A 24295-nucleotide genomic window follows, 5' to 3' on the forward strand; every position below is an offset into this window, starting at 1 on the left:
GAGCGCCATGACCGACAACACCCTGCAACCGAAAGACAAGCTGGTGGCCGACTTGAAGGTCGTCGTGGCCGACGCCGAGGAACTGCTGGCCGCCACCGCCCAATCTACCGGCGAAAAGGTGGCGGAGCTGCGCGAGCGTCTGCAGGAGAACCTGCGCAACGCACGCTACCGCCTAGCCGATGCCGAAGCGGCGCTGCGCGAGCGCACCCGTGAGGTGGCGCGGGCCACCGATGACTACGTGCATGAACACCCCTGGAAGGCGATCGGGGTGGCAGCCGGCGTCGGTCTGCTGGTGGGGCTGCTGATCGGTCGGCGCTGAGGCGCGACTGCGGTGGTCACCGCCCCCATGGGCCGTTTCAGCCAAACACGTGACGGGCCCGCTGCAGACGCGGCGGTGCCCGGTGGCGCCGAGTCGGTGTGGGAGGGCGTGCGTGGTGGTGTGCTCGACGCGCTCGAGCTGCTGCGTGTGCGCTTGGCGCTGCTCGGTGTCGAGGCCGCCGCTCATGCAATCGACGTGGCGCGGGGCTTGGCCTGGACGGTGGCAGCCGCAGTGCTGCTGGCGCTGGGGCTGGGTTTTCTGGCGGCGCTGTTGACCGTGGTGCTGTGGGACAGCCACCGCGTGCTGGCGCTGGCGGTGTTGGCCACTTTATTCCTGGCCGGTGGGGTGACGGCCGCCTTGGCGGCGCGTCGCATCGTTGCCGGGGTGCGCTGGTTCGAGGCCAGTCTGGCCGAACTGGCGCGTGACCGGGAGCGCCTGCATGGCCAGCCCTGAGACGGCAGCGGCGCCACAGCCGTCACTGGGCGAGCGCCTGCGGCAGCGGCAGGCGGTGCTGGTGCACCGGTCCACCGTGCTGCGGGAGCGTTTGGCGCGGCATGGGCAGGCGCTGGGCCCGCTGTGGCAAGGGGCCGACAGCGCCCGGCGCGGGTGGCGCTGGGTGCGCGCCCATCCCTGGGTGCCGGCGCTGGTGGCGGGCTGGCTGCTGGTGCGGCGTCCGCGGCGGCTATGGGCGGCCGCGTTGCTGGGTTGGCGGGGCTGGCGCTGGTGGCGCCGCTACGGCGTGGCGTTGGCGCGCTGGCTCGCCCTACTGCGCGCGCAAGGGGCGGGGCGTTGAGGCGTCGCACTGCTGGCATGAGACGGCAAGGCGTACCGATACAATCCGTGTACTCCTCCTGACAGGACCGTCCCATGTTCGTCATCGTCGGCTGGCTCGTCGCGATCGGCTGCATCTTCGGCGTCTTCATCATCCACGGTGGCAATATCGGGGTCATCCTGAAAGCGCTGCCGTTTGAGATGGTCACCATCTTCGGAGCGGCCATCGGCGCTTTCATTGCAGGCAATTTGATGAAGGTGCTCAAAGGTGTCGGGCGTGGACTGGGCGCCTGCTTCAAGGGGGCGAAGTACACCAAAGAGCGCTTCATGGACTTGCTGGCGCTCCTGTATGACATTTTGCAGAAAGCGCGCAAGGAGGGGCTGATGGCGATCGAAGGTGACGTCGAGAACCCCGAGGCGTCGCCGCTGTTTCAGAAGTACCCGACCATTGCCAGTGACCACCACACGGTGGAGTTCATCACCGACTACCTGCGCCTGATGGTGTCGGGCAACCTCAACGCGCACGAGATCGAATCGATCATGGACGCCGAGCTGGAGACGCACCACGCTGAGCAGCATGCGGCGGTGGCCGCGCTGCAGCGCCTGGCCGGGGCACTACCCGCATTCGGCATCGTGGCCGCGGTGCTGGGGGTGGTCAACACCATGGGCTCGGTGGGGCAACCCCCGGCCGTGCTCGGCGGCATGATCGGCTCCGCCCTGGTGGGGACCTTCCTCGGTATTTTGCTGGCTTATGGGTTTGCCGAACCGTTGGCCAGCTTGCTGGAGCAAAAACTCGAGGAGGCGAGTAAGGAGTTGCAGTGCATCAAGACGGTGTTGCTGGCCAGCATGCAGGGCTACGCGCCGATGACCGCCATCGAATTCGGACGCAAGGTGCTGTTTTCGACCGAGCGGCCGGCGTTCAACGAGCTCGAAGCCCACGTCAAGAAGAAGTGACGCCGTGACCGGCCCCACTGCCCCTGTCTGAGCGTCGAGACCGCGCCATGGCCACCAACGGCAAGTCCCTGCAGCCCATCATCGTCAAGCGCGTCAAGAAGGGCGGACACGGGGCGCACGGGGGCGCCTGGAAGATTGCCTACGCCGATTTCGTGACGGCGATGATGGCGTTCTTCTTGCTGATGTGGTTGCTTGGCTCCACGACAGAGGGCGACCGCAAAGGCATTGCCGAGTATTTCAACCAACCGCTGAAAGTGATGTTGTTTGGCGGGCCGGGCTCGGGGGGGGCGACCAGCATTTTGCAAGGGGGCGGCGACGACCTGACCAAGAGCGTTGGCGAAGTGGCCAGCGGCGACATCGAGCAAAAGGTGCGCGAGATCGGGGCGCAGCTGGCGCGTGCCGAAATGATCCGCCAGGACAAACTGCGTATCGCCACCCTGCGCGACAAGCTCGAAGGTATCCTCAAGGCCAATCCGCAACTGGCTGATCTGCAGAACCAGATCCGCATGGAGATGGTGCAGGATGGTCTGTACATCCAAATCGTGGACGAGCAGAACCGACCGATGTTCGACGCCGGCAGTGCCCTGCTGCGCCCCCACATGCGGGAGATTTTGCGTGCCATTGCCCAGGTGTTGCGCGAGGTCGACAACCGTGTCGAGCTCGCGGGCCACACCGACGCCTCCCCCTACGGCAGTGGCGAGCGCGCCTACAGCAATTGGGAGTTGTCCGCCGACCGGGCCAATGCGACCCGGCGCGAGCTGGTGGCCGCCGGTCTGCCGGAGGGCAAACTCGCACGCGTGGTGGGCATGGCCGACAAGCGGCTGCTGCTGCCCGACAGTCCGAACGACCCGCGCAACCGCCGCATCAGTATCCTGGTGCTGACGCGTGAGGCCGAAGAGCGCATGCTGCAGTCGCTGGAGGCCGATCCGCAGGCTGCGGGTGGGGGGGCGGCTCCGCCTGCAGTGTCGCCGGCAGTGCCTGCTCTGCCGTCGGCTGAAGGCTTGGCACGTCCCGGTGGGCGCCCGAACCCGTAAACTACGGGCATTGCGGTTGGAGCACTCCATGGCCGATATCCGATTTCTGATCGTCGACGATTTCTCCACGATGCGTCGCATCGTGCGCAACCTGCTCAAGGAACTCGGGCACGCCGATGCCGACGAGGCCGAGGATGGTGCGGCAGCGCTGCACAAGCTGCGCAACGGCAGGTTCGACATGGTTATCACCGACATCAACATGCCGAACATGAACGGGTTCGAGCTGCTGACCCAGATCAAATCCGACGACAAGCTCAAGCACATTCCGGTGCTGATGGTCACGGCCGAGGCGCGCAAGGAAGACATCATCGCCGCCGCCCAGGGCGGAGCGGCCGGCTACATCGTCAAGCCCTTTACGAAGGCGACGCTGGAAGAGAAGTTGACCAACATCTTTCGCAAGATGGGTTGGGCGTGAGGCGTCCGTTCGGGCGCGACGAAGGGGAGGGGCATGTCCGAGCACGCGACACCAGCAGCAGGGGGGGACCCCCGGGCAGACATCTACCAGCGTCTGGGCGAGATCACGCGCGAGCTGCACGAGGCGCTGAAGGCGCTGGGGTATATGCCGGCCCTCAAGGACGCGGTAGGCGAACTGCCGGACGCGCGCAGCCGGCTGGAGTACATCGCACGGCTGACCGGCGAAGCGGCCGAGAAGGTGCTCAACCGCGTCGATGAGGCCAAGGCTGAGCAGCAAAAGGTCATCGACAGCAGCCGTCAGCTGGTGCAGACGATCGGCGCCGTGCCGGGGCTGAAGTGGGCCATGCCGGAGCTGCTGGAGTGGTCGAGCCAGATCCAGCAGGCGGCCGAGCGCACCGATCACCACCTCACCGAGATCATGATGGCGCAGGACTTTCATGATCTGACCGGTCAGGTTATCAAGAAGGTGGTGGCGCTGGCGGGTACCCTGGAGCAGCAGCTGGTGCAGCTGCTGCTCGAGACGGCCCCATACAGCGGGCATGCGGTGGAGGCGGCGGCATCCCCGGTGGCGGCAACGCCGGCCGAGTCGCCCGCCGCCGGGCGCGATCTGTCCGGTCCGGTGGTCAATCCGGAAGGGCGCAGCGACGTCGTCACTAATCAGCAGCAGGTGGACGACCTGCTGGCCAGCCTGGGCTTTTGAGGCGGCGGTAAAACGGGGGCGGGCCCCGGCTATTTGCGCTTTAGAACGGGTGGGCGGCGCCCCACAATGCGGCTGACAGGACAGCGTCAGCCGCGATGGAATCTACCCAAGACAAGAACCAGCCAGCCACGCCGCGGCGTTTGCAAAAGGCGCGCGAGCAGGGCCAGGTGCCACGCTCGCGCGACCTGACGCATCTGGCGGTGCTGGGTGGTGGGCTGACCCTGCTGTGGGTGACGCTGCCGCTGGCTTACGAGCGCCTGCGCGCCGTGATGCGCGCCGGATTGCGCTTCGACAACCCGGCGGTGCAGGAGCCGCGCCACATGCTGGAGCGCCTGGGCGAGGGGCTGTGGCTGGGGTTGGGCTACTACCTGCCGTTGGGCCTGGCGGTGGCGGCCGCGGTGGTGTTTGCGCTGCTGGCCGCCGGCTCGTACGCGTTCAGCACCAAGCCGCTGGTCCCGGAGCTGTCCAAGATCGGGCTGCTCAGCGGACTCAAGCGCCTGTTTTCGCGCCAGCAGCTGTTCGAGGTGCTGAAGCTGCTGGCGCTGACGGCGTTGCTGGCGGTCATCGGGGGGCTGTATGTGACGGCGCATCTGCAGGGGTTTGCCACGCTGTTGCTGCGGCCGCTGGAAGCGGCGCTGGCGCAGGCCGGCGACTGGTTTTTTGTGGGGGTGTCGTCGCTGCTGGCCGTGGTGCTGCTGGTGGCCGCGGTCGATGTGCCGCTGCAACAGTACCTGTATCGACACCAGCTGCGCATGACGCTGCAAGAAGTCAAAGACGAGCACAAGGAAACCGAAGGCAATCCGCTTATCAAGAGCAAGCGGCGGCAGCGTGCGCGCGAGATTGCGTACGGCCACAGCATCCGGCGCGTGCCCGAGGCCGACGTAGTGGTGATGAACCCGACCCACTACGCGGTGGCGCTGCGTTACGACGAGCGCACGATGGCCGCGCCGCACGTGATTGCCAAGGGCACCGATCTGCTGGCGCTGCGCATGCGTGATGTGGCGCGCGACGCGCGGGTGCCGGTGCTGCAGGCGCCGATGCTGGCGCGCGCCCTGTATGCGCACACCGAGCTGGATGAGCCAGTGCCGGCGGCGCTGTACACCGCAGTCGCCCAGGTGCTGGCCTATGTGTACCGGCTGCGGGCCGCGCTGCGCGGGCAGGGCCCGATGCCCACGCCGCCGCAACCCGCTGTGCCGCCCGAGCTCGATCCGCTGCACGGGCGAGCCGCCGCGGCAACCCATCCCCCGTCTGAGTCCACTGGAAAGAACCGGCCATGAACGCCGTCCTGCAATCCCTTCAGCAACGCCTGATGCCCTGGCGCGGGCACGGCCAGGCGCTGGCCGCCCCTGCGCTGGTGATGCTGGTGCTGGCCATGCTGGTGCTGCCGCTGCCGCCGTGGCTGCTCGACACCTTTTTCACGCTCAATATCGCCATCGCGCTGACGGTGATGATGGTGGCCGCCTACATGCGGCGGGCGCTGGACTTTGCGGTCTTCCCGACGGTGCTGCTGCTGACGACGCTGCTGCGGCTGTCGCTCAACGTCGCCTCCACGCGCGTGGTGCTGATGGAGGGGCACACCGGCCCGGGCGCGGCCGGCGCGGTCATCGAGGCGTTTGGCACCTTCCTCATCGGGGGCAACTTCGCCGTCGGCCTGATCGTGTTTCTGATTCTGGTGGTGATCAACTTCGTCGTCATCACCAAGGGCGCTGAGCGCATCGCCGAGGTGGGTGCGCGATTTACGCTGGATGCGATGCCTGGTAAGCAAATGGCGATCGACGCCGACCTCAACGCCGGGCTGATCGATCAGGCCGAGGCCAAACGCCGCCGCGCCGAGGTCGCGGAGGAGGCGGACTTCTTCGGCAACATGGACGGTGCGTCGAAGTTCGTGCGTGGCGACGCCATCGCTGGCATTTTGATTTTGCTGATCAACATCATTGGCGGCTTTGCCATCGGCCTGCTGCAGCACGACCTGACGCTGGAGCAGGCGGCACACAGCTACATCACGCTGTCGGTGGGTGATGCGCTGGTGGCCCAGGTGCCGGGGCTGCTGATCTCGGTGGCGGCGGCGATGGTGGTGTCGCGCGTGGGCAAGGAAGAGGATCTGGGCCAGCAGATCGTGGCCCAAGTGTTCGACTCGCCCAAGGTGCTGGGGGTGACCGCCGGTGTGCTGACGCTGCTGGGCGTGATGCCCGGCATGCCGAACCTGGTGTTCCTGACCTTTGCGGCGCTGATCGGCTCGGTGGCCTACTGGCTGGCGCGCGAGCGTGCCAAACCCTCGCCCGAGGCGCTGGCGGCGCAGCAGGCGGCGCAGGCGCCGGCCGACACCGAAGCCACTTGGGACGACCTGCAGCCGGTCGATCTGCTCGGGCTGGAGCTGGGCTATCGCCTGATTACGCTGGTGGATCGCACCCGCCGCGGCGACCTGCTGACTCGCATCAAAGGCGTGCGCAAGAAGTTCGCGCAGGAGGTGGGGTTCCTGCCGCCGCCGGTGCATGTGCGCGACAACCTCGAACTCAAACCCACCAGCTACCGCATCACACTGCGTGGCGTCGTCGTCGGCGAGGGCGAGGTGCTGCCCGGGCAGTACCTGGCCATCAACCCGGGGCACATTCACACTCCGCTCATCGGGCAGGCAACGCAAGACCCGGCGTTTGGCCTGCCGGCCACCTGGATCGACGAGCGCCAGCGCGAAAACGCGCAAATGGCGGGCTATACCGTGGTTGATGCCGAGACCGTGCTGGCCACCCATTTGTCACACTTGATGCAGGTGCACGCCGCGCGGCTGCTCAGCCGCACCGAGGTGCAGGAGCTCGTCGAGCATGTGCGCAAGATCGCGCCCAAGCTCATCGACGAGGTGATTCCGACTCCGGTGCCGATTGGCGTGTTCCAGAAAGTGCTGCAACTGCTGCTGGAGGAAGGCGTGCACATCCGCGACATCCGCACCATCGTCGAGACGCTGGCCGAACACGCCAGCCAGACGACGGACCCGGTGGAGCTGGCGCGCCGCGTGCGCCAGGCGCTGTCGCCCGCCATCGTGCAGCAGATCTACGGCCCGGTGCAGGAGTTGGAGGTCATTGCCATCGAGCCCGGGCTGGAGCGGCTGTTGACCCAGGCGCTGGGCGGCCAGGGTGGCGGGGCACTCGACCCCGGCATTGCCGAGATGCTGACGCAGTCGGCCGCGCAAGTGGCCACCCGCCAGGAAGAACACGGCGTGCCCGCTGTGCTGCTGGTGCCCGATGCCATTCGCCAGGCCGTGGCGCGCCTGCTGCGCCGGGCCGCACCGCGGCTGCAGGTGCTGGCGCACAGCGAGATCCCTGACACCCACACCATCCGCATCGGCCCGATCATTGGAGAGCCCGCATGAACGCGCAACGATTCGTCGCCCCTAATTCGCGCGAGGCCATGGCGCTGGCGCGCGCCGCTTTCGGCGAGCAAGCCGTGATCCTGTCGTCGCGCTCCACCGAGCAGGGATTCGAGGTGGTGGCCACCTCGGAAGACCAGCTGTCGAGCATCGCCGCACAGGCGGCGCCGGCCGCGGCGGCCCGCAGCGCGCTGCCCGAGGCATCGGTAGGGCGGTCGGGACGGGCCACGCTGGGCTTGCAGCAACGCGCCGCGGCACAGCTGCCCCCGCTGTCGCCCGACAGCAGCGTGGCGCAGGATACCGAAACGCTGGCGATGAGCACGCTGTCGTTTCAGGAGTATGTGCGCGAGCGCATGCTGCGCAAGCGCCGTGAAGCGCTGCAGGGCGCGGGGGGCGCGGCAGCGGCGGCCCCGACACGCGGCAGCGACCCGGCGCGGCCACCAAGCGCCGACGCCATGGCGCTGCCGTTCGCCGCCGAGGCAACGCCGCGCAGCGCAGCGGCACGGCCGACGCGCCCCGCCGCCGCGCAGTCGGCCACCGCCACGCCGCGTGCCGACACCCGGGCAGCGGCGGCCGCGCCGGCCGGCACTGCGGCCGAGGCGGCGGCGCTGGCGCAGCAGCTCGACACGCTCAAGGCCCTCATGGAGGAGCGTTTCCAGATGCTGGCGTGGCTCGGGCAGTCGCGTCTCAATCCGATCCAGTCACAGCTGATGCACAAGTTTGTGCGCGCGGGCTACTCGCCCACCGTGGCGCGGGCCGTGCTGGAGCGACTGCCGGCACACCTGGGCGCGGCCGACGCCTGGCGCTGGACGCTGGAGGTGCTGACGCGCAATCTGCGTGTGGCGCGCGAGCCCGGGAACCTGTGCGATGAGGGGGGGGTGTTCGCCCTGATCGGCTCCACCGGTGTCGGCAAGACCACGACCGCCGCCAAGCTGGCGGCGCAGTGCGTCAAGGCTTATGGCGCCAACAGCGTCGGCTTGATCACGCTCGACACCTACCGCGTCGCGGGCTTCGAACAGCTGCGGGCCTACGGACGGATGCTGGGGGTGGTGGCCCACCTCGCCCATGACCGCGCCGCCCTGCAGGATCTGCTGCAGCTGCTGGCCAACAAGCGCATGGTCATCATCGACACGGCAGGCCTGGGCCAGAAGGATCCCCGCATTCAGGACATGCTGGCGCAGCTGGCTGCGCCCCAAATCAAGAAGCTGCTGGTGGTCAATGCCGGCGGCCACGGCGACACGCTCGACGACGTTTTTGCCGCCTACCGCGACACGCCGCTGCACGGCGTGATCCTGTCCAAAGTGGACGAGGCGGCCAAGCTCGGTCCCGCGGTGGATACGCTGATCCGCCACCAGGCGGTGGTGCGTGGACTGAGCACCGGGCAACGCGTGCCGGAAGACTGGCAGCGCGCCGATGCCGCGACGCTGGTGCGCCTGTCGATGGGTGGACACGGCAAGTCGGCATTCGAGCCCAGCCGGGCCGAACTGCCCTTCTTCTTCACCGATCCGGTGGTGTCGAACTGGCAGCCGGAGGGCGCTCATGCTTGAGCCGATCCGCGACCAAGCGGCTGGTTTGCTGGCCTGGCAGCTGTGCGCTCCGCTGCGCGTGCTGGCCGTGGTGGCCGGCGGGCGCACGAACGCGGCGCTGGAGTTGCTGTGGCGGTTGCACCAGGGGTATCGGGACTGGGGACTGGACTGCCGGGTGCTCGAGGGCACGCCACAGAGCTGGGGGGACGACGTTGATGCGGCCGAGGTGTGGCTGTGGCATGCCCCGGTGGAGTCGTTGGTGCGCTGGTGGCCTGGTGGGGGCAACCATCCGCTGGTGGCCCTGCGTGCTGAGCCCGCCGCCCTTGTCGATGGATACCGCAGCCTCAAGCGCCTGCATGCGGCGGGTTTGCAGCCCATCGTCGTGGCCCTGGCCGGTGGCGAGGGGGCATATCCCGAGGGGGCCGTGCAGGCCACCTGCACGGCGCTGCAGCGTACCTGCCGTGTGCACCTGAATTGGGTGCCGACGGTCTGGACGCTGGGGTATCATGAGGCCGTTGCGGGTCAGCCAGGCACCGATGACGTTCTGGCGCGGCTGCTGGACGCAGCGTGGATGATGGATGTCGCCGGCGAGGCGGGGAGCGCAGGGCCGACATGCTGACCACTGCCGCCGCCAGACCACGGCCGCTGCGCCCGCCGGAGTTTTCGATGTACACGCCCAAGGGCACACTCGATCGTGATGCGCTGTTGCGCCAGTACGCGCCGCTGGTGCACCGTCTGGCACATCTGATGATTGCGCGGCTGCCCGCCAGCGTGGAGCTCGACGATCTGATCCAGGTGGGCATGATCGGTCTGAATGAAGCCCTGGCCCGCTACGAGCCGTCGATGGGGGTGCAGTTCGAGACCTTTGCCAGCCAGCGCATCCGTGGCGCCATGCTCGACGAGCTGCGCGGGGCCGACTGGATGAGTCGCGGCGAGCGCAAGTTGCACAAGGACATCGAAGCGGCCATCCAGCGCCTGGAGCAGCGGCTGCAGCGCGCGCCGCGCGAGTCCGAAATCGCCCAGGAGCTGGGCCTGTCGCTGACCGAGTATCAGGAGCTGCTGTCGCGCATGCGTGGCATCCAGCTCGTGTACCTGGAGGATCTGGGCGGTCGCGGCGACGACGATGACGCCTTTCTCGACCGCCATCTGCCCGCCGACGACGCCAGCGACCCAGAGCGCATGCTGGCCGACCAGCGTATGCGCGCCGCGTTGATCGAGGCTATCGGTAAGCTGCCCGAGCGCGAGCAGTACGTGATGAGCATGTACTACGAGCACGACATGAATCTGAAAGAGATCGCGGCCGTGCTGGGGGTGACCGAGTCGCGGGTCAGCCAGCTGCACTCGCAAGCCGTGGCGCGGTTGCGCGCCAAGCTGCGCGCCCACTGACGCGGGCAGGTGGCGGCTTAGCGGTACGGCATGCGCCCGCGCGCCTGCCGACCCAGCTGTGCATAGGTCTGCAGCGCATCCTGCGGCAGCAGCTGCGTCAACGCCAAGCGGTTGGCGGCTTGCAGCCGTGTATTCATGTCCATCAGCATCTGAATGCGCACGCCAATATCGGCGACCACGGCCGCGGTTACCGCGTCCCTGACGGGGGGGTTGCCGCACGGACGTGCGGCCGCGAACGCCTCGGCCAGCGCGGCACACGTTCGCGACCAGGCCTGGGCGTCAACTGCGCCGGCCGCATGCTGGGTGGCGATGGCCAGCGCCTCGTCAAGCCGCGCGCGCAGCTGGTGCAGGCGGTCGATCCAGTCGGCGGACGCGGTCATCGGGGTGGGGTCAACCGAAGCGGCGCGGCCCCGCCGCCACGCCCAGCCATTCCCGCGCCTGGCTCAGCATTTTGTCGGCAATAGCCTCGGCGTTGACCGAGAAGCTGCCGTTTTGGATGGCCGTGCGCATGGCTTGGACCTTGGCGGCATCGAAGCTGTCGGTGCCCGAGCGCGCCACGCCGTTGGTCATGACCTGCGTGACGGGTGACAGACGCACGCTGGCGCCTTCTGCAGGGGCTAGGCGGGTGCTGTTACCGACAGCCGTACTCGCCCCCTCCGCGGTGCGCTTGGTCACCGGAGTCGTCAGGCCTAGCTTGGATTCAGGTGCGTTGTTGACTTTCATGGCACTCTCCAGACCCCGAGCCGGGGCCGTCTGAGAGCGTTATCGGCACGTCGAGTGCGGACTTTACCCCTTTTTTCCGGTTTATGCTGACAGACGGTATTCGGTGTGCCAGCCGTGCCCGCGTTACCGGCGGTGGCCTGGGCGCTACAGCGCCGCCGTCACCGTCTGGGCATCGACCACCGTGCCCAGCAGCACGCGCCGGTTGGGCAGGCGCACGCGCACCGTCTCACCAACGCGGCCGGCACCCAGGGCCTCGCCGGTGGCGGTCACCTCGAATCCGGGCCCGCTCAGGCGCAGACGAACCGTCTGCCCAGCGTCGAACACCTGTGGGGGGCGCACCAGACTGGGGCGCAGAACTTGCCCAGCCGCTAGGGAGCGCGCAGCCTGCAGTCCGCGCCAGTCCTGCGGACGCACCAGCACCCCGTCGCGGTGTACTGTCCAGTCCACTTCCGCCAGTTCGGCATGCGTCGCCTCCAGCGTCTGCCCGGCCACAACCGGCCGCCTCAGCACCCAGCCGGGCCCCCACACCTGGATGTGTACCGGCAAAAACACATTCCATGCCACCGGACCCTGGGTGCAGCGCAGGCCGATGCGGGTCTGGCCCCACAGCCGGGTGCCACTGGGCAGGTACGGTTCCACGCGGGCGCACGGGGCCAGATGCAGTCGGCTGTCCAGGCGCCCGACGGTGATCTGGGGACGCAGCGGTACGGCCGGCGCAGCAGCAGGCAGCGCGTCGCCCAGTTGCCCGGAGGCCAGTCCCGCCAGCCATGCCGCGATACGTGCCTGCCAATCGGGGGAGCCGACCAGGGGGCCATCGGCGACGCCGTCAGGCCCGCCGTTTAGTGCCGACGCCATCCCCGGCAACAGCGCACACACCAGTACCCACGCACGCAGGGCGCGCAAGCGGTCGGGGGCAGGGGCGGTGCGTTTCACGCCGGTCACTGTAGCACGCAGGCCGCCCATCGAAAGCACGAGAACGGCTGCTCGCTGACCGCTATTTCGCCCTTTGTCGGCTCTCAAGTTTTTTGACAATACGTCGCAGGCAAGGCCGCAGCGTGCCAGTTACCGCACCCACCGCCGTTCGTCTGCGGCCACGCTCGGCACACCGTCCACGTCCACTGAGGCCCGTCATGTTGAACCGCCTGACCGAACGCATGGACCTGCTGGGGCAGGTGCTGCAGCTGCGCGCCTACCGCCAGCAGGTCATTGCCAGCAACATCGCCAACGCCGACACGCCCGGCTATGTGGCACGTGACTTCGACTTCCAGCGCGCCCTGGCGCGGGTGCAGGGTCTGGGTAGCGCGGGCAGTGGTTCCACGGCTGGGGTCACACCCGCAGGCCAATCGGCGTTGGCGCGGGCCACCGTGCCTTCGGCGGCCGAGGGGCTGGCCGGCACCGATCCGCGCCATCTGCGCACCGTTTCCACAGTGGCCGGTGTGGCCGAACGGGTACGTCCCGCTTACACTGTGCAAACCCAGCCGGCACTGGACCAAAACAGTGTCGATCTGGATCAGCAGCGCGCCAACTTTGTCGACAACGCGGTGCAGTACGAATCCACGCTGCGCTTTATCAACGGCCACGTCAAGACGATGCTGGCCGCCATCCAGGGGCAATGACGGGAGTCTGAGCCATGTCTATGATGCGCATCTTCGACGTCTCGGGCAGCGCGGTGAGCGCCCAAGCTCAGCGCCTCAACACCGTGGCCAGCAACCTGGCCAACGCCGACGCCGTCGCCGGTCCCGACGGGCAGGCGTACAAGGCGCGTCAGGTGGTATTTCGCACCGTGCCGATGGGCGAGCCGGCCTCGGCCGGCGTCAAGGTGCACACGATCGTGGAGAGCAACGCACCCAACCGGCGCGTCTTCAATCCGCACCATCCCAACGCCGATGCACAGGGTTACGTGACCTACTCCAACGTCAACCCGGTCGAGGAGATGGTCAACATGATTGCCACGGCGCGTTCGTATCAGAACAATGTCGAGGTGATGAATACCGCCAAGACGTTGCTGCTGAAAACCCTGCAGATGGGGCAGTGACCGCCGCTGCGTTGCGTGACCGCCGACCCATGCCAGGAGAACAACGATGTTTATGACCCCCTTGAGCGCCAGCCAAATCGAGGCCTACAACGCGCGCGGTGGTGCCCAGGCCGATGCTGCCGACCCCAAGGCCGCGCAGGAGCGCTTCCTCAAACTGTTCGTGGCTCAGCTCAATAACCAGGATCCGCTCAATCCGCTGGACAACGCGCAAATGACCTCCCAGATGGCGCAAATCAACCAGGTGGTGGGCTTGCAGCAGGTCAACGAGACGCTGAAGAAGCTGGCCGCTCAGTTCAACCAGGTCAGCACGCTGCAGGGCACGACACTGGTGGGCCGTGACATCGTCAGCGAGGGCAATGGGCTGGTGGTGGACGGGGAGGTGGCGCGCGGTGCCTTCAGCTTGCCCGCTGCGGCCGACGCGGTCACTGTCGATATCGTGGGGACGGCCGGCGAAACCCTAGGCACCGTCAGCTTGGGGCGCCGCGCCGCGGGCCTGCAGACCTTCGAGTGGCCGCTGGGCGGCGTCGACCCGGTGCGTGTGGCGACCATCCGTGTCAACGCCACCAGCGGCGGGCAGGCGGTGGCGGCGCAGCCGCTGGCGGTGCAGCGTGTGCAGTCCGTGGGCCTGGTCGATGGCGCCTTGCGCCTGCGCACCGACGGCAGCACGCTGGGCTACGAGCAGGTGTTGGCCTTTTTGTGAGTGCGACACCGAGGTTTACCGATCGACACTCGCTTGCCGTATGGCCGTCGTTGCCCCTGAACTCCCCCTTTGCCCCAGTCACCCTTTTCCCAGTCACCCATTTGAACGCAGGAGAACACCATGAGCTTTGGAACGGGACTGTCGGGACTGAATGCCGCCAGCAAGAACCTGGATGTCATCGGCCACAACATCGCCAACGCCAACACCACGGGCATGAAGGCCAGCCGTGCCGAATTTGCCGAGATGTACGCCGCCTCGCTTGGTGCCGCTGGTGGCAGTAACGGCGGCATCGGGGTGAGCGTGGCGGCGGTGGCGCAGATGTTCACGCAAGGCAACATTAAGGTGACGGGCAACAACCTGGACATGGCGATCAACGGGGAGGGCTTCTTCACCGTTCGGCTCAGCGACGGCTCGACAGCCTACACCCGTAACGGCGAGTTCAAGCTCGATCGGGACGGCAACATCGTTACCTACAACGGGGCACAGCTGCTCGGCTTTGCGACGGACACCAGCGGCAAACCGATCTCCGTCGATCCGGTGCCGCTGAACCTGCCGACTGGCAAGAACGTCGATCCCAGGCCCTCGACGGAGCTCAAGCTCACCCTGAATCTCGACTCGCGCGTCGATGCCCAAACGGTGGGCACGCCCTTGACGGCGGAGAACAAGCAGTATGGCACCGCGTTCAACCTGTACGACACCTTGGGTAACGGCATTCCGGTGCAGCTGTACTTCATTAAGACGGGCGCCAATCAGTGGAATGTCGTAGCCAGTTATCAACCCACCAATGCGCCCGGCGACCCACCGGACGAAACCAATCTGGGCGCAATCACCTTCAATCCCGCCACCGGTCGGCCAACTCTGCCGTTGACGCTGGCCAACATCAATATTCCTGCCAACGAAGTCAACACCACCGCGGGTCTGCCGGCGCAAGCCATCAATGTCGCACTGAATTTCGGCGATCCCCTCGATCCCACCTCGGCGACCGTGACGCAGTTTGGCTCTAAGTTCGCGGTCTACGAAGTCACGCAGAATGGCTATCCGCCCGGTGAGCTGACCTCCATCACGGTCGGCGAAGATGGTGTGATCACGGCCCGCTACTCCAATGGCGTCAGTCAGGCCAATGGCATGGTGATGCTGACGCGTTTTCGCAATGTACAGGGGTTGCAACCGATCAATGGGGGCTATTGGCAGAAAACGCAGGCGTCTGGGGATCCTATCATCGGCCAGCCGCTGTCGGGACGTTTCGGCCTCATCCGCTCGGGCGCGCTGGAAGAATCCAACGTTGATCTGACCCAGGAGCTGGTCAACATGATCGTGGCGCAGCGGCATTACCAGGCCAACGCGCAAACCATCAAGACGCAGGATCAGGTGCAGCAGACTCTGGTCAATCTGCGCTGAAGCCAAGGGACTGAGCCATGGACCGCGTCGTCTTCACCGCCGCCACGGGGGCGCAGGCCGCGATGCACCGCCATCAGGTCATTGCGCACAACTTGGCCAACGTCAATACCACCGGTTTTCGGGCCGAGCTGTCAACGTTTCGGGCCGTGCCGTTGCGGGGCGAGGGCGCAACGACGCGCGTGCATGCGCTGGAGGCGACACCGGGTTATCTAGACCGACCCGGAAACCTGCAAAGCACGGGCCGTCCGTTGGATGTGGCGGCCGTGGGGCGGGCATTTTTTGCCATCCAGGCGCTGGATGGTACCGAAGCGTACACCCGTGCGGGGGCCTTGCAGGTCAATGCCCAGGGCAACTTGGTGGGCTTCAACGGCCTGCCGATGCTGAACGCCGGCGGTGCGCCGATCCAGGTGCCGGCTGGCGCCGCAGTGCAGATTGGCCGCGACGGCACCGTGACCGCGCGCGTGGGGCAGGAGCCGCCGCAGGTGTTGGGGCGGCTGAAGTTGGTGACCCCGCCCGAGGGTGAGCGGCTGCGCCGCGGCGACGATGGCCTCTTTCGCAGCCCCGACGGGCAGCCCCTGCCGCAGGATGCCAATGCCACCTTGGTGGACGGCATGCTAGAAGGCTCCAATGTGGACCCGATCGGCGCGATGGTGGATTTGATCGCCGCCACTCGCCAATACGAGCTGCAGATGCGCATGGTGCAAAACGCCGAAAAGAACGACCAGACAGCAGCGCAACTGCTCAGCATCAACGCCTGACCCCCTATCACCGGAGAAACGCCATGATCAACTCGCTGCAAATCGCCAAGACCGGCATGCAGGCCCAGCAAACGCAGCTGGATGTCATCGCGCACAACCTGGCCAACGTGGCCACCGCGGGTTTCAAACGGGGCACGGCGCTGTTCGAGGATCTGATCTACCAGAACCTGCGGCAGGTGGGCGGCAACACCGCCGACAACGCCGAGCTGCCGACGGGGTTGCAGATCGGCCTGGGGGTGCGCACCGTGGCCACCGCGCGCACCTACAGCCAAGGCAACCTGCAGCAGACCGACAACAACCTCGACATCGCCATCAACGGCAACGGTTTTTTCCGCATCCAGCTGCCCGACGGCACCATTGGCTACACGCGCGACGGCAGCTTCAAGCTCAACGCGCAGGGGCAGGTGGTGACCAACCAGGGTTATCTGCTGGTGGACGGTATCACCGTACCCGAGAACGCGCGCAGCCTGACGATTGGCAAAGACGGCACGGTGTCGGTCATCACGGGCAACGCCGCCCAGCCGCAAGTGATTGGGCAGATCACGCTGGCCAACTTCATCAACCCGGCGGGGTTGGAGCCGTTGGGTCAGAACCTGTTTCTGGAGTCGGCGGCATCAGGCGCGCCCAACGAGGGCAATCCGGGCGCGGAAGGGTTTGGTCAGACGCTGCAGGGCTTTTTGGAGAGCTCCAACGTCAACGTGGTGCAGGAGCTGGTCAACATGATCCAGACCCAGCGCGCCTATGAGCTAAATTCCAAGGCGGTGACCACCTCCGACCAGATGCTGCAGCGGCTGACGCAGTTGTGAGGCAAGCGGTGCCCATGGGAGCCGAACGGGTTCACGGGCACGCCGCGGCCCACTGCTGTCTGGGGGGCCGTCTTGTGTGCGCCGCAGGCGGCGTGTTCGCGGGCGTGTGCGGATGCGACCACGGGCGCAGCCGTCAGCCTCGGCCCCAGGGCGCGGCATTGCGCAGAAGGTGTTGCGCCACCGTTTCCAAGGAGCGTGTCATGTCGTTGTTCCACCGTTTGCCCGTCGTGCTGGCGGCCACCGTGCTGGCGGGCTGCAACACGCTGTCGCAAATCCCCGACGTCGATCTGGCCAAGCCGCCGGAGGAACTGGTCTATCCGCAGCAGCGCGCCAGTGCGCCACAAGTGCCCACCGGGTCGCTCTACACCCCGGCCAGCTACCGCCCGGGATTCGAGGACTACCGCGCGCGCATGGTGGGCGATGTGATCACCATCCAGATCACCGAGCAGCTGTCGGCGTCGCAGATGGCCAAGACCGATGTGTCGCGCACCAGCGACATGCAGACGGGCGTGTCGGCCTTCCCCTTCCTAGGCGCCAGCGTATTGGGCAAGCTGGGCGCGGAAACATCGAGCAGCAATACCTTCAAGGGGGACGGCAAGACCGAGGCCAAGAATGCCTTCAGCGGCTCGATCACCGCCGTCGTCACCGAGGTGCTGCCCAACGGGCACCTGGTGGTCATCGGGGAAAAACAGCTTGGTGTCAATCAGGCCGTGGACGTGCTGCAGTTCAGCGGCACGGTCGATCCGCGCTTCATCCGCCCGGGCAATGTGGTGCCCTCCACCCAGGTGGCCAATGTGCGCGTGCTCTCGCGCGGGCGCGGTGCGCCGGCCGATGCGCAAACATTTGGCTGGCTGGCGCGCTTCTTTTTGTCGCTTTGGCCGTTCTAAAGTTTTTCCACAATCGGTTCACGAGGTGATGCACGATGAACCGATGGTTTGGAAAGACGCTGGTACCCCGCCCTTGCCGCCGCCGTTGCACAGGCACGACGGCGCTGTGGCTGATGGCCGCGCTGCTGGCCACTTCCAGCGGGTGGGCGCAAACGCGGGTGACGACGCCCTCCACCGCGGCTGCGCGTGCACCCGTGGCGGTGGCGACCACCGTGCCGACGCCGGCGCCGTCGCAGCGCATCAAAGATGTGGCGGCGGTGCAAGGCGTGCGGGCCAACCAGCTCACCGGCTACGGTCTCGTGGTGGGGCTGGATGGCACGGGAGACGGCAACAACGCCTACACCAATCAGAGTTTGGCTAATTTCATGCAGCAGATGGGCGTGTCGTTGCCGCCGGGCGTCACCGTGCAACCCAAGAATGTCGCTGCGGTGTTGGTGACGGCCGAGCTGCCGCCGTTTGCGCGTCCGGGGCAGACGATCGACGTGACGGTGTCATCGGTGGGCAGTGCCAAGTCGCTGCGCGGTGGCACCCTCATCCAGACGCCGCTGCGCGGTGCCGACGGACAGATCTACGCGCTGGCACAGGGCAATATCGTGGTGGCCGGGGCGGGCGCCTCGGCGGGGGGCAGCAGCGTCACCGTCAACCACCTCAATGCCGGGCGCATCCCCAACGGCGCGCTGGTGGAGCGCAGCGTGCCTACCCCGCTGCTGCTGGGCGACGCGGTGGAGCTGGCGCTGCGCAGCCAGGACTTTCAGACCGCAACGCGCGTGGCGCAAACCATCAACCGGGCACTGGGGGATGGCACCGCGCAGGCGCTCGACGGCCGGCTGGTGCGCGTGCGCGCGCCGGTTGATCCGAACGAGCGGGTGGCGTTCCTGGCCAGCATCGAAGAGCTGCCGCTGGAGCTGCCGCAGCCCGCGGCCAAGGTGATTCTGAACGCGCGTACCGGCTCGATTGTGCTCAACCAGGCGGTGCGGCTGGGCCCGGCGGCGATCGCGCACGGCAATCTGTCGATCAGCATCACTGCCACGCCACAGGTTAGCCAGCCGCCGCCGCTGGCACCCTCAGGCGCACAGACCGTCGTGACCGAGAAGGCCGACATCCAGGTGCAGCAGGAGGGGGGGCGGCTCATCGAGGTGGAATCGTCGGCGCTGCTGGCGGACGTGGTGCGTGCCCTCAACAAGCTGGGGGCTACCCCGCAGGACTTGCTGGCCATCCTGCAGGCGTTGAAGGCGGCCGGCGCCCTGAAAGCCGAAATCGAGGTGCTGTGAGATGAGTGCCGCCACCGCTCTGTCTGCTGCGGCGCTGCCACCCGCTGCCCAGCGCGGGTTGGCTGCGGACGTCAAAGCGCTCGACGGGCTCAACGCACTGGCTGGACGCGATCCGAAAGCGGCGCTGAAGGAAACCGCTCGTCAGTTCGAGGCGCTGTTCATGCGCGAGCTGCTCAAGTCCATGCGCGAAGCGACGATGAAAAGTGGAATGCTGGACAATGAGGGCACGGCGCTGGGTGACGACCTGCTGGATGAGCAATGGGCGATGAAGCTCACCGGCCTGCCCGGGGGACTGGCGGAGATGATCGAACGGCAGCTGCAGCAGTCGATGAACCGCGCAGGTGCGCCCACAGGCGTGCCGGCGGGTATCGGGCCAGCCGCTGGTACTGCAGCGGCAGCTTCTGTTCCGGCAACCACCGCTGCGGGGCGTCCGACGGCCCAGCAAATTGCCTTCATCGAGCGCCACCGCGCCGCCGCCGAGCAGGTGGCGGCCGAAACCGGGATTCCGGCAGCCTACCTCATCGGGCAGGCGGCGCACGAGACCGGCTGGGGCCGCAGCGAAATCCGCTTGGCCGATGGCCGCAACGCGCACAACCTGTTTGGCATTAAGGCGGGGCCGGGATGGACGGGCAAGGTGGCCGAAACCGTGACCACCGAATATGTGGACGGCCAGCCGCGCAAGCTGGTGCAGCGCTTTCGCGCCTACGACAGCTACGCCGAGGCGTTTCGCGACTACGCGCGGCTCATCACCAACAGCCCGCGCTATCAGGCGGTGCTGCGCAGTCTGCATTCGCCACAGGCATTTGCGGCGCAACTGCAGCAAGCCGGCTACGCCACCGATCCGCAGTACGCGGCCAAGCTCAGCCGCGTCATCAACACCACGCTGCAGCTGCAGCGCGCGCTGGCGTAAGGGGAGGTGTGTCGTGAGTGCCCTCAATATCGCCACCCGCGCGCTGACCACCAACCAGGCGGCGCTGCAGGTCATCGGCCACAACATCGCCAACGCCAACACCGAGGGCTACACGCGCCAGCGCGTCGAGCTGCAGTCGGTGCCGGGGCAGCAACTGGGCAGCGCCTACTTTGGCAAGGGGGTGCAGATCGAGACGGTGGCCCGGGTGGGTTACGACGCCTTTCTGACGCGCGAGGCCAACGCCAGCCGGGCCATGGCCGCTGCCGACGAGGTACGGCTGCGGTATCTGAAAAGCGTCGAATCGCTGTTTCCGCTGGACGAAGGCAGCCTCGGGCGCCTGCTCAACGATGCGCTCAACAGCTGGGTAGACGTGGCCAACAGTCCGGGTGATAGCGCCGCGCGGCAGGTCGTGCTCGACCGCTTCGATGCGCTGGCCGCCCGCCTGCGCGACACCAGCCAGCGCATCACCGATATCGCCGTCGGTGCCCGACTGCAGGCCAGCGAAGTGGCCAAGGAGATCAACCGTCTGGCCAGCGCCATCGCACAGGTCAACGATGCAATTGCCCGTACCCAAGGGACCGGAGCCAGCCCGAACGATCTGCTCGACCAGCGTGACCGGCTGCTGGCGCGCCTGAACGAACAAGTGCAGGTCACGACCCAGCGCGCGGACGACGGCACGCTGACGGTATTCGTAGCCGGCAGCCTGCCGCTGGTGCTGGGCAACATGGCTGCCGAGCTGCGTGTGGAGCGCGCCGACATCGACGGCGACCGGCAGATCAAGCTGCAGTTCCTGCAGGGTTCCAGCGCCTACGACGTGCCCACCGATTTTCTGGGGGCAGGCAAGCTCAAGGGCCTGTTCGATTTCGTCAACCGCGACGTGATCCAGACCCAGGCCGAACTGGGGCGGATGGCGCTCGTGATCGGCAGCCGCGTCAATGCGCAGCATGTCGCCGGGCGCGATCTCGACGGCAACCCCGGTGTTGCGCTGTTCGCCTTCGATCCGCCGGCAGTCCTCACCAACAGCTCTACTGCGACGTTGGCGGCGTCAGTCAGCAGCGCGACTCTGGGCCAGCTAGTGGCGACCGACTACCAGATCACAGTCGTTGCGTCCGGATTTCTCATCCGTCGAACCAGCGATGGGTACTACTACAACGGCTCGGCCTGGGGACCGTCGCAAACGCCGGCGGGGGCACTGCCCTCCACGCTCGGGGGGATCAATCTCACCCTCGGCGGCGCTGCCGCCGTCGGTGACCAATTCTGGATCCGCACGGCGGCCGACGCCGCCGCCAGTCTCGATGTCGTGATCACACAGCCGCGGCAGTTGGCTGCAGCCGCCGCCGGCACCAGCAACCCGAGATTCGATGCGGGCAATGCGCAAGCCATGCTTGCGTTGCGGGACGAGATGCTTTTCGACGGCAACGTCCGCCTGTCCGAAGGGTACGTGGCGGTGTTTTCGAACCTGGCCTCGCGTGTCAACGAGGCGCAGACCCGCGCTACCTTTAGCAAGGCACAGGCCGACGACGCCGAGCAGCGCCGGGCGAACCTGGCGGGCGTCAACCTGGACGAGGAGGCGGCGCGGCTGCTGCAGTTCCAGCAGGCGTATCAGGCGTCGGCAAAGTACCTGCAGACCGTGCAGTCGATCTTCGACACCCTGATTGCGACCTTCCGCTGAGTCTGAGGAGCGGCTATGAGCACCTTTCGCGTCGCCACCGCCTACAGCTACGACCGCACCATCGACCGGCTGCAGCAGCGCCAGGCCGAACTGGCCGAGCAGCAGGACAAGCTGTCCTCGGGCAAGCGCGTGCGCCGAGTCAGCGACGACCCGGCCGCTGCGGCGCTGGCCGAGCGCGAGCAGGCCCGCATGCAGCGCGTGCAAAGCGACCAGCGCGCACTCGAAGCGGCGCGCCGCAATCTGGAGCTCGCAGAGAGCACGCTGGCCAACATCAACGATCTCTACCACCGCGCCAAGGAACTGCTGGTGCAGGGTGGCAACGGTGCGCTCAACGACAGCGATCGCCGCACCATCGCCGAAGAGTTGGAGGGCATCCGGGAGCGAATCCTGGCGCTGGCCAATACGCCCGACACATCGGGCCGCCCCTTGTTCATGGGACTAAACCTCAACGCGTCCGCAGTCAAACCCTTCGTGGAACAGCCCGACAGCTCACCACCCCAGACCTACGGTCCGGACGGCAGAATCGTCAACTGGCTCGGTCAATCGGGGCATGTGGCACCCACCGAGACGCGCCTGCCGATGGTGTTTGATGGCGAGGCGATCTTTGGACCGAGCGGTATCCAGGCCAACGAAAGCATCTGGGAAACCCTGGATCGCGCCATTATTGCGCTCAGGGGAGGCGTCTCATCGCCCGCTGCCCTGGCCGTTGAACTGGGCACCGCCCATGACTACCTAGGCGAACGGATGGATGCGTTGCTGCGCGCGCGCGGCCAGCTGGGCGACTGGCTCAACCGCGCCGACCAGATGGAGGCGGCGTTTCGCGAGCGGGAGAACTACCACGTTGAGCAGCAGTCGCGGCTCACGGATCTGGATATGCTGGAAGCCATCTCGCGTTTTCAGACCCTGCAACTGGGCTACCAAGCCGGGCTGTCATCGTACGCGCAAGTACAGCGGTTATCCCTATTCCAGTATCTGGCGTGAACTGCCCGCCGGCACGTGCGGAACCGCACGAAGCGATGTGCCGTTAAGATTTGCACACGTGTGTCGATGCGTGGGTACGCGCCCGCGACGGGGTTTACGCGATGACGTTGAGCCGAGTGCCCAGCGGCCCTTCGCCGGCCAGTGGCAGCTCGCCCGTCGACGTGCGGGTTGGCGCGGGTTGTGGCAGCGCCTGCAGCAACGCCATCGCACCGTGCTGCTGCAACTGCAGGGCCTTGCGCAGCGCCAGAATCTGGGCGGCGCCAGGCGAGTCCGCCACCGAAGTGGCGGCCTGGGAAATCAGCGACGAGTTCAGAGATAAGCCAACGTTCATGCCTACGAGCGTAACCGCTTTCGGCGCTTCGCGCAAGCGCCGCTGGTCGGGAGTCGACAGGCACACAGCGGAAACAGTACGAACCAACCACGCCCATCGGCCTACCGAGCGCCGACCAGATATTGGCTGCGGGCATCGACTGACAGTCGTTGTCGCCGGGCGGGCCTTTCGGGCTTATGGTGCGTCCTATTGAAATCACACAGGTGTAGCCCGCGCTGAGGCGGGCTATCTGTTGATTTGGCTCCCCGACCTGGGCTCGAACCAGGGACCTACGGATTAACAGTCCGGCGCTCTACCGACTGAGCTATCGGGGAACATAATTTGCACATTATACCGGTGGCGGCCCCCTTGCTGCCGGGTGTCGACCCCATATCAAAAGGTCCTCTGTTGACCCGGATGGAAGGGTCCACGGCTCGGGGGCTTGTCAGGCCAAGGGTGACACTGGCGGGAGCAGGGCTTGCAACGTGGCCGTCATCGGGGTGGTGCGGGGCGCTCCGGGGTCCGGGGGCACCGACCCGACACGCCGCGCTGGCGCGCGGGCGGCGGCTTGCGCACAATCGCGCTCACGATGAGGGGATGCTGATGGACTTGCGACTGACACCCCAGGAAACCGCCTTCCAGGATGAGGTGCGTGCCTTCTTGCGCGAACGGTTGTCGCCCGCGCTGGCGCACAAGGTGCGCGAAGGGTTGCGCCTGACGCGTGAGGACATGGCGGGCTGGCACGCGACGTTGGCCGAGCGCGGCTGGCTGGCCACGCACTGGCCGCGCGAGTGGGGCGGTCCGGGCTGGGGGCCGGTGCAGCGGTTCATCTTCGAGAACGAATGCGCGCTGGCCGGCGCGCCGCGCATCGTGCCGTTCGGTGTCAATATGCTGGGCCCGGTGCTGATTCGCTTTGGCACCGAGGCGCAAAAGCGCCGCTGGTTTGCCACGCATTCTCGACGGCAGTGACTGGTGGTGTCAGGGCTACTCGGAGCCTGGGGCAGGGTCGGACCTGGCGTCGCTCACGACCCGTGCGGTGCGCGACGGTGACCACTACCTCGTCAACGGCCAGAAGACCTGGACCACGCTGGGCCACTACGCGAACCGGATGTTCGCGCTGGTGCGTACCGACCCCGAGGCCAAGCCCCAGGGAGGCATTAGCTTTTTGCTCATCGATTTGGACAGCCCTGGTGTGGAGGTGCGGCCCATCATCACGCTGGATGGCGAGCACGAAGTCAACGAGGTGTTCCTGACCCATGTGCGGGTGGCGATCGACCGACTGGTCGGAGCAGAAAACCAAGGCTGGACGATTGCCAAATACCTGCTCACCTACGAGCGCACCAACCTCGCCGGCGTCGGGTTGTCGGTAGCGGCGCTGC

At 66.9% G+C, this 24295-nt stretch carries 27 protein-coding genes, 1 tRNA gene and 1 pseudogene; 24 read left to right on the forward strand and 5 right to left on the reverse strand.

The window, feature by feature from the left end; all coding sequences use genetic code 11:
* Positions 1-7 precede the first annotated feature (7 nt).
* The 12 genes from V7Z54_RS01380 to V7Z54_RS01435 all read left to right on the forward strand — a co-directional run bounded on the left by V7Z54_RS01380 (position 8) and on the right by V7Z54_RS01435 (position 10465).
* Positions 8-319 carry a DUF883 family protein gene (locus tag V7Z54_RS01380; protein ID WP_334133793.1) on the forward strand — a complete coding sequence of 104 codons (312 nt, stop codon included), beginning with the start codon at positions 8-10 and terminating at the stop codon, positions 317-319.
* 12 nt (positions 320-331) lie between these two features.
* A complete protein-coding gene (locus V7Z54_RS01385; RefSeq protein ID WP_334133794.1) occupies positions 332-772 on the forward strand; it encodes a phage holin family protein in 441 nt (146 codons plus the stop codon).
* Positions 759-1112: a hypothetical protein gene (locus V7Z54_RS01390; protein WP_334133795.1), complete on the forward strand. Its 354-nt coding sequence runs from the start codon at positions 759-761 to the stop codon at positions 1110-1112. Before V7Z54_RS01385 ends, V7Z54_RS01390 begins: the two co-directional genes overlap by 14 nt.
* Positions 1113-1186: 74 nt before the next feature.
* Positions 1187-2044 (forward strand): flagellar motor stator protein MotA, encoded by an 858-nt coding sequence (motA, locus tag V7Z54_RS01395; protein WP_334133796.1) that lies wholly within the window; start codon positions 1187-1189, stop codon positions 2042-2044.
* Positions 2045-2091: 47 nt separating this feature from the next.
* Positions 2092-3078: a flagellar motor protein MotB gene (gene motB, locus V7Z54_RS01400; RefSeq protein ID WP_334133797.1), complete on the forward strand. Its 987-nt coding sequence runs from the start codon at positions 2092-2094 to the stop codon at positions 3076-3078.
* Between the two features lie 28 nt (positions 3079-3106).
* Positions 3107-3493: a chemotaxis response regulator CheY gene (cheY, locus tag V7Z54_RS01405; RefSeq protein WP_334133799.1), complete on the forward strand. Its 387-nt coding sequence runs from the start codon at positions 3107-3109 to the stop codon at positions 3491-3493.
* A gap of 33 nt (positions 3494-3526) precedes the next feature.
* Entirely contained in the window at positions 3527-4192 is a 666-nt protein-coding gene (locus tag V7Z54_RS01410) for a protein phosphatase CheZ (RefSeq protein ID WP_334133801.1), read from the forward strand.
* A 95-nt stretch (positions 4193-4287) separates the two neighbouring features.
* Positions 4288-5469 carry an EscU/YscU/HrcU family type III secretion system export apparatus switch protein gene (locus tag V7Z54_RS01415; RefSeq protein WP_334133802.1) on the forward strand — a complete coding sequence of 394 codons (1182 nt, stop codon included), beginning with the start codon at positions 4288-4290 and terminating at the stop codon, positions 5467-5469.
* A complete protein-coding gene (flhA, locus tag V7Z54_RS01420) occupies positions 5466-7556 on the forward strand; it encodes a flagellar biosynthesis protein FlhA (RefSeq protein WP_443082399.1) in 2091 nt (696 codons plus the stop codon). The genes V7Z54_RS01415 and flhA overlap by 4 nt, the downstream gene beginning before the upstream one ends.
* Positions 7553-9100, forward strand: a complete 1548-nt coding sequence (gene flhF / locus V7Z54_RS01425) for a flagellar biosynthesis protein FlhF (protein ID WP_334133804.1) — start codon at positions 7553-7555, stop codon at positions 9098-9100. The genes flhA and flhF overlap by 4 nt, the downstream gene beginning before the upstream one ends.
* Positions 9093-9698 carry a hypothetical protein gene (locus V7Z54_RS01430; RefSeq protein WP_334133806.1) on the forward strand — a complete coding sequence of 202 codons (606 nt, stop codon included), beginning with the start codon at positions 9093-9095 and terminating at the stop codon, positions 9696-9698. The genes flhF and V7Z54_RS01430 overlap by 8 nt, the downstream gene beginning before the upstream one ends.
* A 47-nt stretch (positions 9699-9745) precedes the next feature.
* On the forward strand, positions 9746-10465 hold the full coding sequence (locus V7Z54_RS01435) for an RNA polymerase sigma factor FliA (RefSeq protein WP_334133836.1): 720 nt from the start codon (positions 9746-9748) through the stop codon (positions 10463-10465).
* A gap of 17 nt (positions 10466-10482) precedes the next feature.
* Here the strand turns inward: V7Z54_RS01435 and V7Z54_RS01440 are convergent, their stop codons facing one another.
* The 3 genes from V7Z54_RS01440 to flgA all read right to left on the reverse strand — a co-directional run bounded on the left by V7Z54_RS01440 (position 10483) and on the right by flgA (position 12121).
* Positions 10483-10845, reverse strand: a complete 363-nt coding sequence (locus V7Z54_RS01440; protein WP_334133810.1) for a hypothetical protein — start codon at positions 10843-10845, stop codon at positions 10483-10485.
* Between the two features lie 10 nt (positions 10846-10855).
* The gene (flgM, locus tag V7Z54_RS01445) at positions 10856-11188 is read right to left on the reverse strand and encodes a flagellar biosynthesis anti-sigma factor FlgM (RefSeq protein ID WP_334133811.1); all 333 of its coding nucleotides are present in this window, start codon (positions 11186-11188) and stop codon (positions 10856-10858) included.
* 144 nt (positions 11189-11332) lie between these two features.
* A complete protein-coding gene (flgA, locus tag V7Z54_RS01450) occupies positions 11333-12121 on the reverse strand; it encodes a flagellar basal body P-ring formation chaperone FlgA (protein WP_334133812.1) in 789 nt (262 codons plus the stop codon).
* A gap of 197 nt (positions 12122-12318) precedes the next feature.
* Between flgA and V7Z54_RS01455 the strand changes: the two genes are divergently transcribed.
* The 11 genes from V7Z54_RS01455 to flgL all read left to right on the forward strand — a co-directional run bounded on the left by V7Z54_RS01455 (position 12319) and on the right by flgL (position 22606).
* Positions 12319-12804 (forward strand): flagellar basal body rod protein FlgB, encoded by a 486-nt coding sequence (locus V7Z54_RS01455; protein WP_334133814.1) that lies wholly within the window; start codon positions 12319-12321, stop codon positions 12802-12804.
* Between the two features lie 14 nt (positions 12805-12818).
* The gene (gene flgC, locus V7Z54_RS01460) at positions 12819-13223 is read left to right on the forward strand and encodes a flagellar basal body rod protein FlgC (RefSeq protein ID WP_334133815.1); all 405 of its coding nucleotides are present in this window, start codon (positions 12819-12821) and stop codon (positions 13221-13223) included.
* A gap of 46 nt (positions 13224-13269) precedes the next feature.
* Entirely contained in the window at positions 13270-13923 is a 654-nt protein-coding gene (locus V7Z54_RS01465; RefSeq protein WP_334133816.1) for a flagellar hook assembly protein FlgD, read from the forward strand.
* Positions 13924-14043: 120 nt separating this feature from the next.
* A complete protein-coding gene (gene flgE / locus V7Z54_RS01470; protein WP_334133818.1) occupies positions 14044-15321 on the forward strand; it encodes a flagellar hook protein FlgE in 1278 nt (425 codons plus the stop codon).
* A gap of 17 nt (positions 15322-15338) precedes the next feature.
* On the forward strand, positions 15339-16079 hold the full coding sequence (gene flgF, locus V7Z54_RS01475; protein ID WP_334133819.1) for a flagellar basal-body rod protein FlgF: 741 nt from the start codon (positions 15339-15341) through the stop codon (positions 16077-16079).
* Positions 16080-16102: 23 nt separating this feature from the next.
* Positions 16103-16885, forward strand: a complete 783-nt coding sequence (flgG, locus tag V7Z54_RS01480; RefSeq protein ID WP_334133820.1) for a flagellar basal-body rod protein FlgG — start codon at positions 16103-16105, stop codon at positions 16883-16885.
* Between the two features lie 200 nt (positions 16886-17085).
* Positions 17086-17772 carry a flagellar basal body L-ring protein FlgH gene (locus V7Z54_RS01485; protein ID WP_334133821.1) on the forward strand — a complete coding sequence of 229 codons (687 nt, stop codon included), beginning with the start codon at positions 17086-17088 and terminating at the stop codon, positions 17770-17772.
* Positions 17773-17885: 113 nt separating this feature from the next.
* Complete coding sequence (locus tag V7Z54_RS01490; protein WP_443082401.1) at positions 17886-19043, forward strand: flagellar basal body P-ring protein FlgI; 1158 nt, start codon at positions 17886-17888, stop codon at positions 19041-19043.
* Between the two features lies 1 nt (position 19044).
* The gene (gene flgJ / locus V7Z54_RS01495) at positions 19045-19953 is read left to right on the forward strand and encodes a flagellar assembly peptidoglycan hydrolase FlgJ (protein ID WP_334133824.1); all 909 of its coding nucleotides are present in this window, start codon (positions 19045-19047) and stop codon (positions 19951-19953) included.
* Positions 19954-19966: 13 nt separating this feature from the next.
* On the forward strand, positions 19967-21625 hold the full coding sequence (flgK, locus tag V7Z54_RS01500; protein WP_334133825.1) for a flagellar hook-associated protein FlgK: 1659 nt from the start codon (positions 19967-19969) through the stop codon (positions 21623-21625).
* A 15-nt stretch (positions 21626-21640) separates the two neighbouring features.
* Positions 21641-22606: a flagellar hook-associated protein FlgL gene (flgL, locus tag V7Z54_RS01505; protein WP_334133826.1), complete on the forward strand. Its 966-nt coding sequence runs from the start codon at positions 21641-21643 to the stop codon at positions 22604-22606.
* A 94-nt stretch (positions 22607-22700) separates the two neighbouring features.
* Here the strand turns inward: flgL and V7Z54_RS01510 are convergent, their stop codons facing one another.
* Both V7Z54_RS01510 and V7Z54_RS01515 read right to left on the reverse strand, forming a co-directional pair.
* Positions 22701-22937, reverse strand: a complete 237-nt coding sequence (locus V7Z54_RS01510; RefSeq protein WP_334133828.1) for a hypothetical protein — start codon at positions 22935-22937, stop codon at positions 22701-22703.
* A gap of 238 nt (positions 22938-23175) precedes the next feature.
* A tRNA-Asn gene (locus V7Z54_RS01515) sits at positions 23176-23251 on the reverse strand.
* Positions 23252-23519: 268 nt separating this feature from the next.
* Between V7Z54_RS01515 and V7Z54_RS01520 the strand changes: the two are divergent.
* Positions 23520-24295 (forward strand): annotated as a pseudogene (locus V7Z54_RS01520) (acyl-CoA dehydrogenase family protein); the annotation flags it as partial.

Source organism: Tepidimonas sp. (genome assembly GCF_036824975.1).
In the GTDB taxonomy this organism is placed as follows: Bacteria; Pseudomonadota; Gammaproteobacteria; order Burkholderiales; family Burkholderiaceae_C; genus Tepidimonas.

What these genes read in the sequence shown, in the direction of transcription:
- flgC (WP_334133815.1), top strand. Translation starts at nt 12,819, where the DNA reads ATGTCTATGATGCGCATCTTCGACGTCTCGGGCAGCGCGGTGAGCGCC.
- flgF (WP_334133819.1), top strand. Translation starts at nt 15,339, where the DNA reads ATGGACCGCGTCGTCTTCACCGCCGCCACGGGGGCGCAGGCCGCGATG.
- V7Z54_RS01465 (WP_334133816.1), top strand. Translation starts at nt 13,270, where the DNA reads ATGTTTATGACCCCCTTGAGCGCCAGCCAAATCGAGGCCTACAACGCG.
- V7Z54_RS01390 (WP_334133795.1), top strand. Translation starts at nt 759, where the DNA reads ATGGCCAGCCCTGAGACGGCAGCGGCGCCACAGCCGTCACTGGGCGAG.
- V7Z54_RS01510 (WP_334133828.1), bottom strand. Translation starts at nt 22,937, where the DNA reads ATGAACGTTGGCTTATCTCTGAACTCGTCGCTGATTTCCCAGGCCGCC.
- V7Z54_RS01485 (WP_334133821.1), top strand. Translation starts at nt 17,086, where the DNA reads ATGTCGTTGTTCCACCGTTTGCCCGTCGTGCTGGCGGCCACCGTGCTG.
- flhF (WP_334133804.1), top strand. Translation starts at nt 7,553, where the DNA reads ATGAACGCGCAACGATTCGTCGCCCCTAATTCGCGCGAGGCCATGGCG.
- flhA (WP_443082399.1), top strand. Translation starts at nt 5,466, where the DNA reads ATGAACGCCGTCCTGCAATCCCTTCAGCAACGCCTGATGCCCTGGCGC.
- motB (WP_334133797.1), top strand. Translation starts at nt 2,092, where the DNA reads ATGGCCACCAACGGCAAGTCCCTGCAGCCCATCATCGTCAAGCGCGTC.
- V7Z54_RS01435 (WP_334133836.1), top strand. Translation starts at nt 9,746, where the DNA reads ATGTACACGCCCAAGGGCACACTCGATCGTGATGCGCTGTTGCGCCAG.
- V7Z54_RS01410 (WP_334133801.1), top strand. Translation starts at nt 3,527, where the DNA reads ATGTCCGAGCACGCGACACCAGCAGCAGGGGGGGACCCCCGGGCAGAC.
- flgL (WP_334133826.1), top strand. Translation starts at nt 21,641, where the DNA reads ATGAGCACCTTTCGCGTCGCCACCGCCTACAGCTACGACCGCACCATC.
- V7Z54_RS01455 (WP_334133814.1), top strand. Translation starts at nt 12,319, where the DNA reads ATGTTGAACCGCCTGACCGAACGCATGGACCTGCTGGGGCAGGTGCTG.
- flgM (WP_334133811.1), bottom strand. Translation starts at nt 11,188, where the DNA reads ATGAAAGTCAACAACGCACCTGAATCCAAGCTAGGCCTGACGACTCCG.
- cheY (WP_334133799.1), top strand. Translation starts at nt 3,107, where the DNA reads ATGGCCGATATCCGATTTCTGATCGTCGACGATTTCTCCACGATGCGT.
- motA (WP_334133796.1), top strand. Translation starts at nt 1,187, where the DNA reads ATGTTCGTCATCGTCGGCTGGCTCGTCGCGATCGGCTGCATCTTCGGC.
- V7Z54_RS01440 (WP_334133810.1), bottom strand. Translation starts at nt 10,845, where the DNA reads ATGACCGCGTCCGCCGACTGGATCGACCGCCTGCACCAGCTGCGCGCG.
- V7Z54_RS01380 (WP_334133793.1), top strand. Translation starts at nt 8, where the DNA reads ATGACCGACAACACCCTGCAACCGAAAGACAAGCTGGTGGCCGACTTG.
- flgJ (WP_334133824.1), top strand. Translation starts at nt 19,045, where the DNA reads ATGAGTGCCGCCACCGCTCTGTCTGCTGCGGCGCTGCCACCCGCTGCC.
- flgG (WP_334133820.1), top strand. Translation starts at nt 16,103, where the DNA reads ATGATCAACTCGCTGCAAATCGCCAAGACCGGCATGCAGGCCCAGCAA.
- V7Z54_RS01430 (WP_334133806.1), top strand. Translation starts at nt 9,093, where the DNA reads ATGCTTGAGCCGATCCGCGACCAAGCGGCTGGTTTGCTGGCCTGGCAG.
- V7Z54_RS01490 (WP_443082401.1), top strand. Translation starts at nt 17,886, where the DNA reads ATGGCCGCGCTGCTGGCCACTTCCAGCGGGTGGGCGCAAACGCGGGTG.
- V7Z54_RS01415 (WP_334133802.1), top strand. Translation starts at nt 4,288, where the DNA reads ATGGAATCTACCCAAGACAAGAACCAGCCAGCCACGCCGCGGCGTTTG.
- flgE (WP_334133818.1), top strand. Translation starts at nt 14,044, where the DNA reads ATGAGCTTTGGAACGGGACTGTCGGGACTGAATGCCGCCAGCAAGAAC.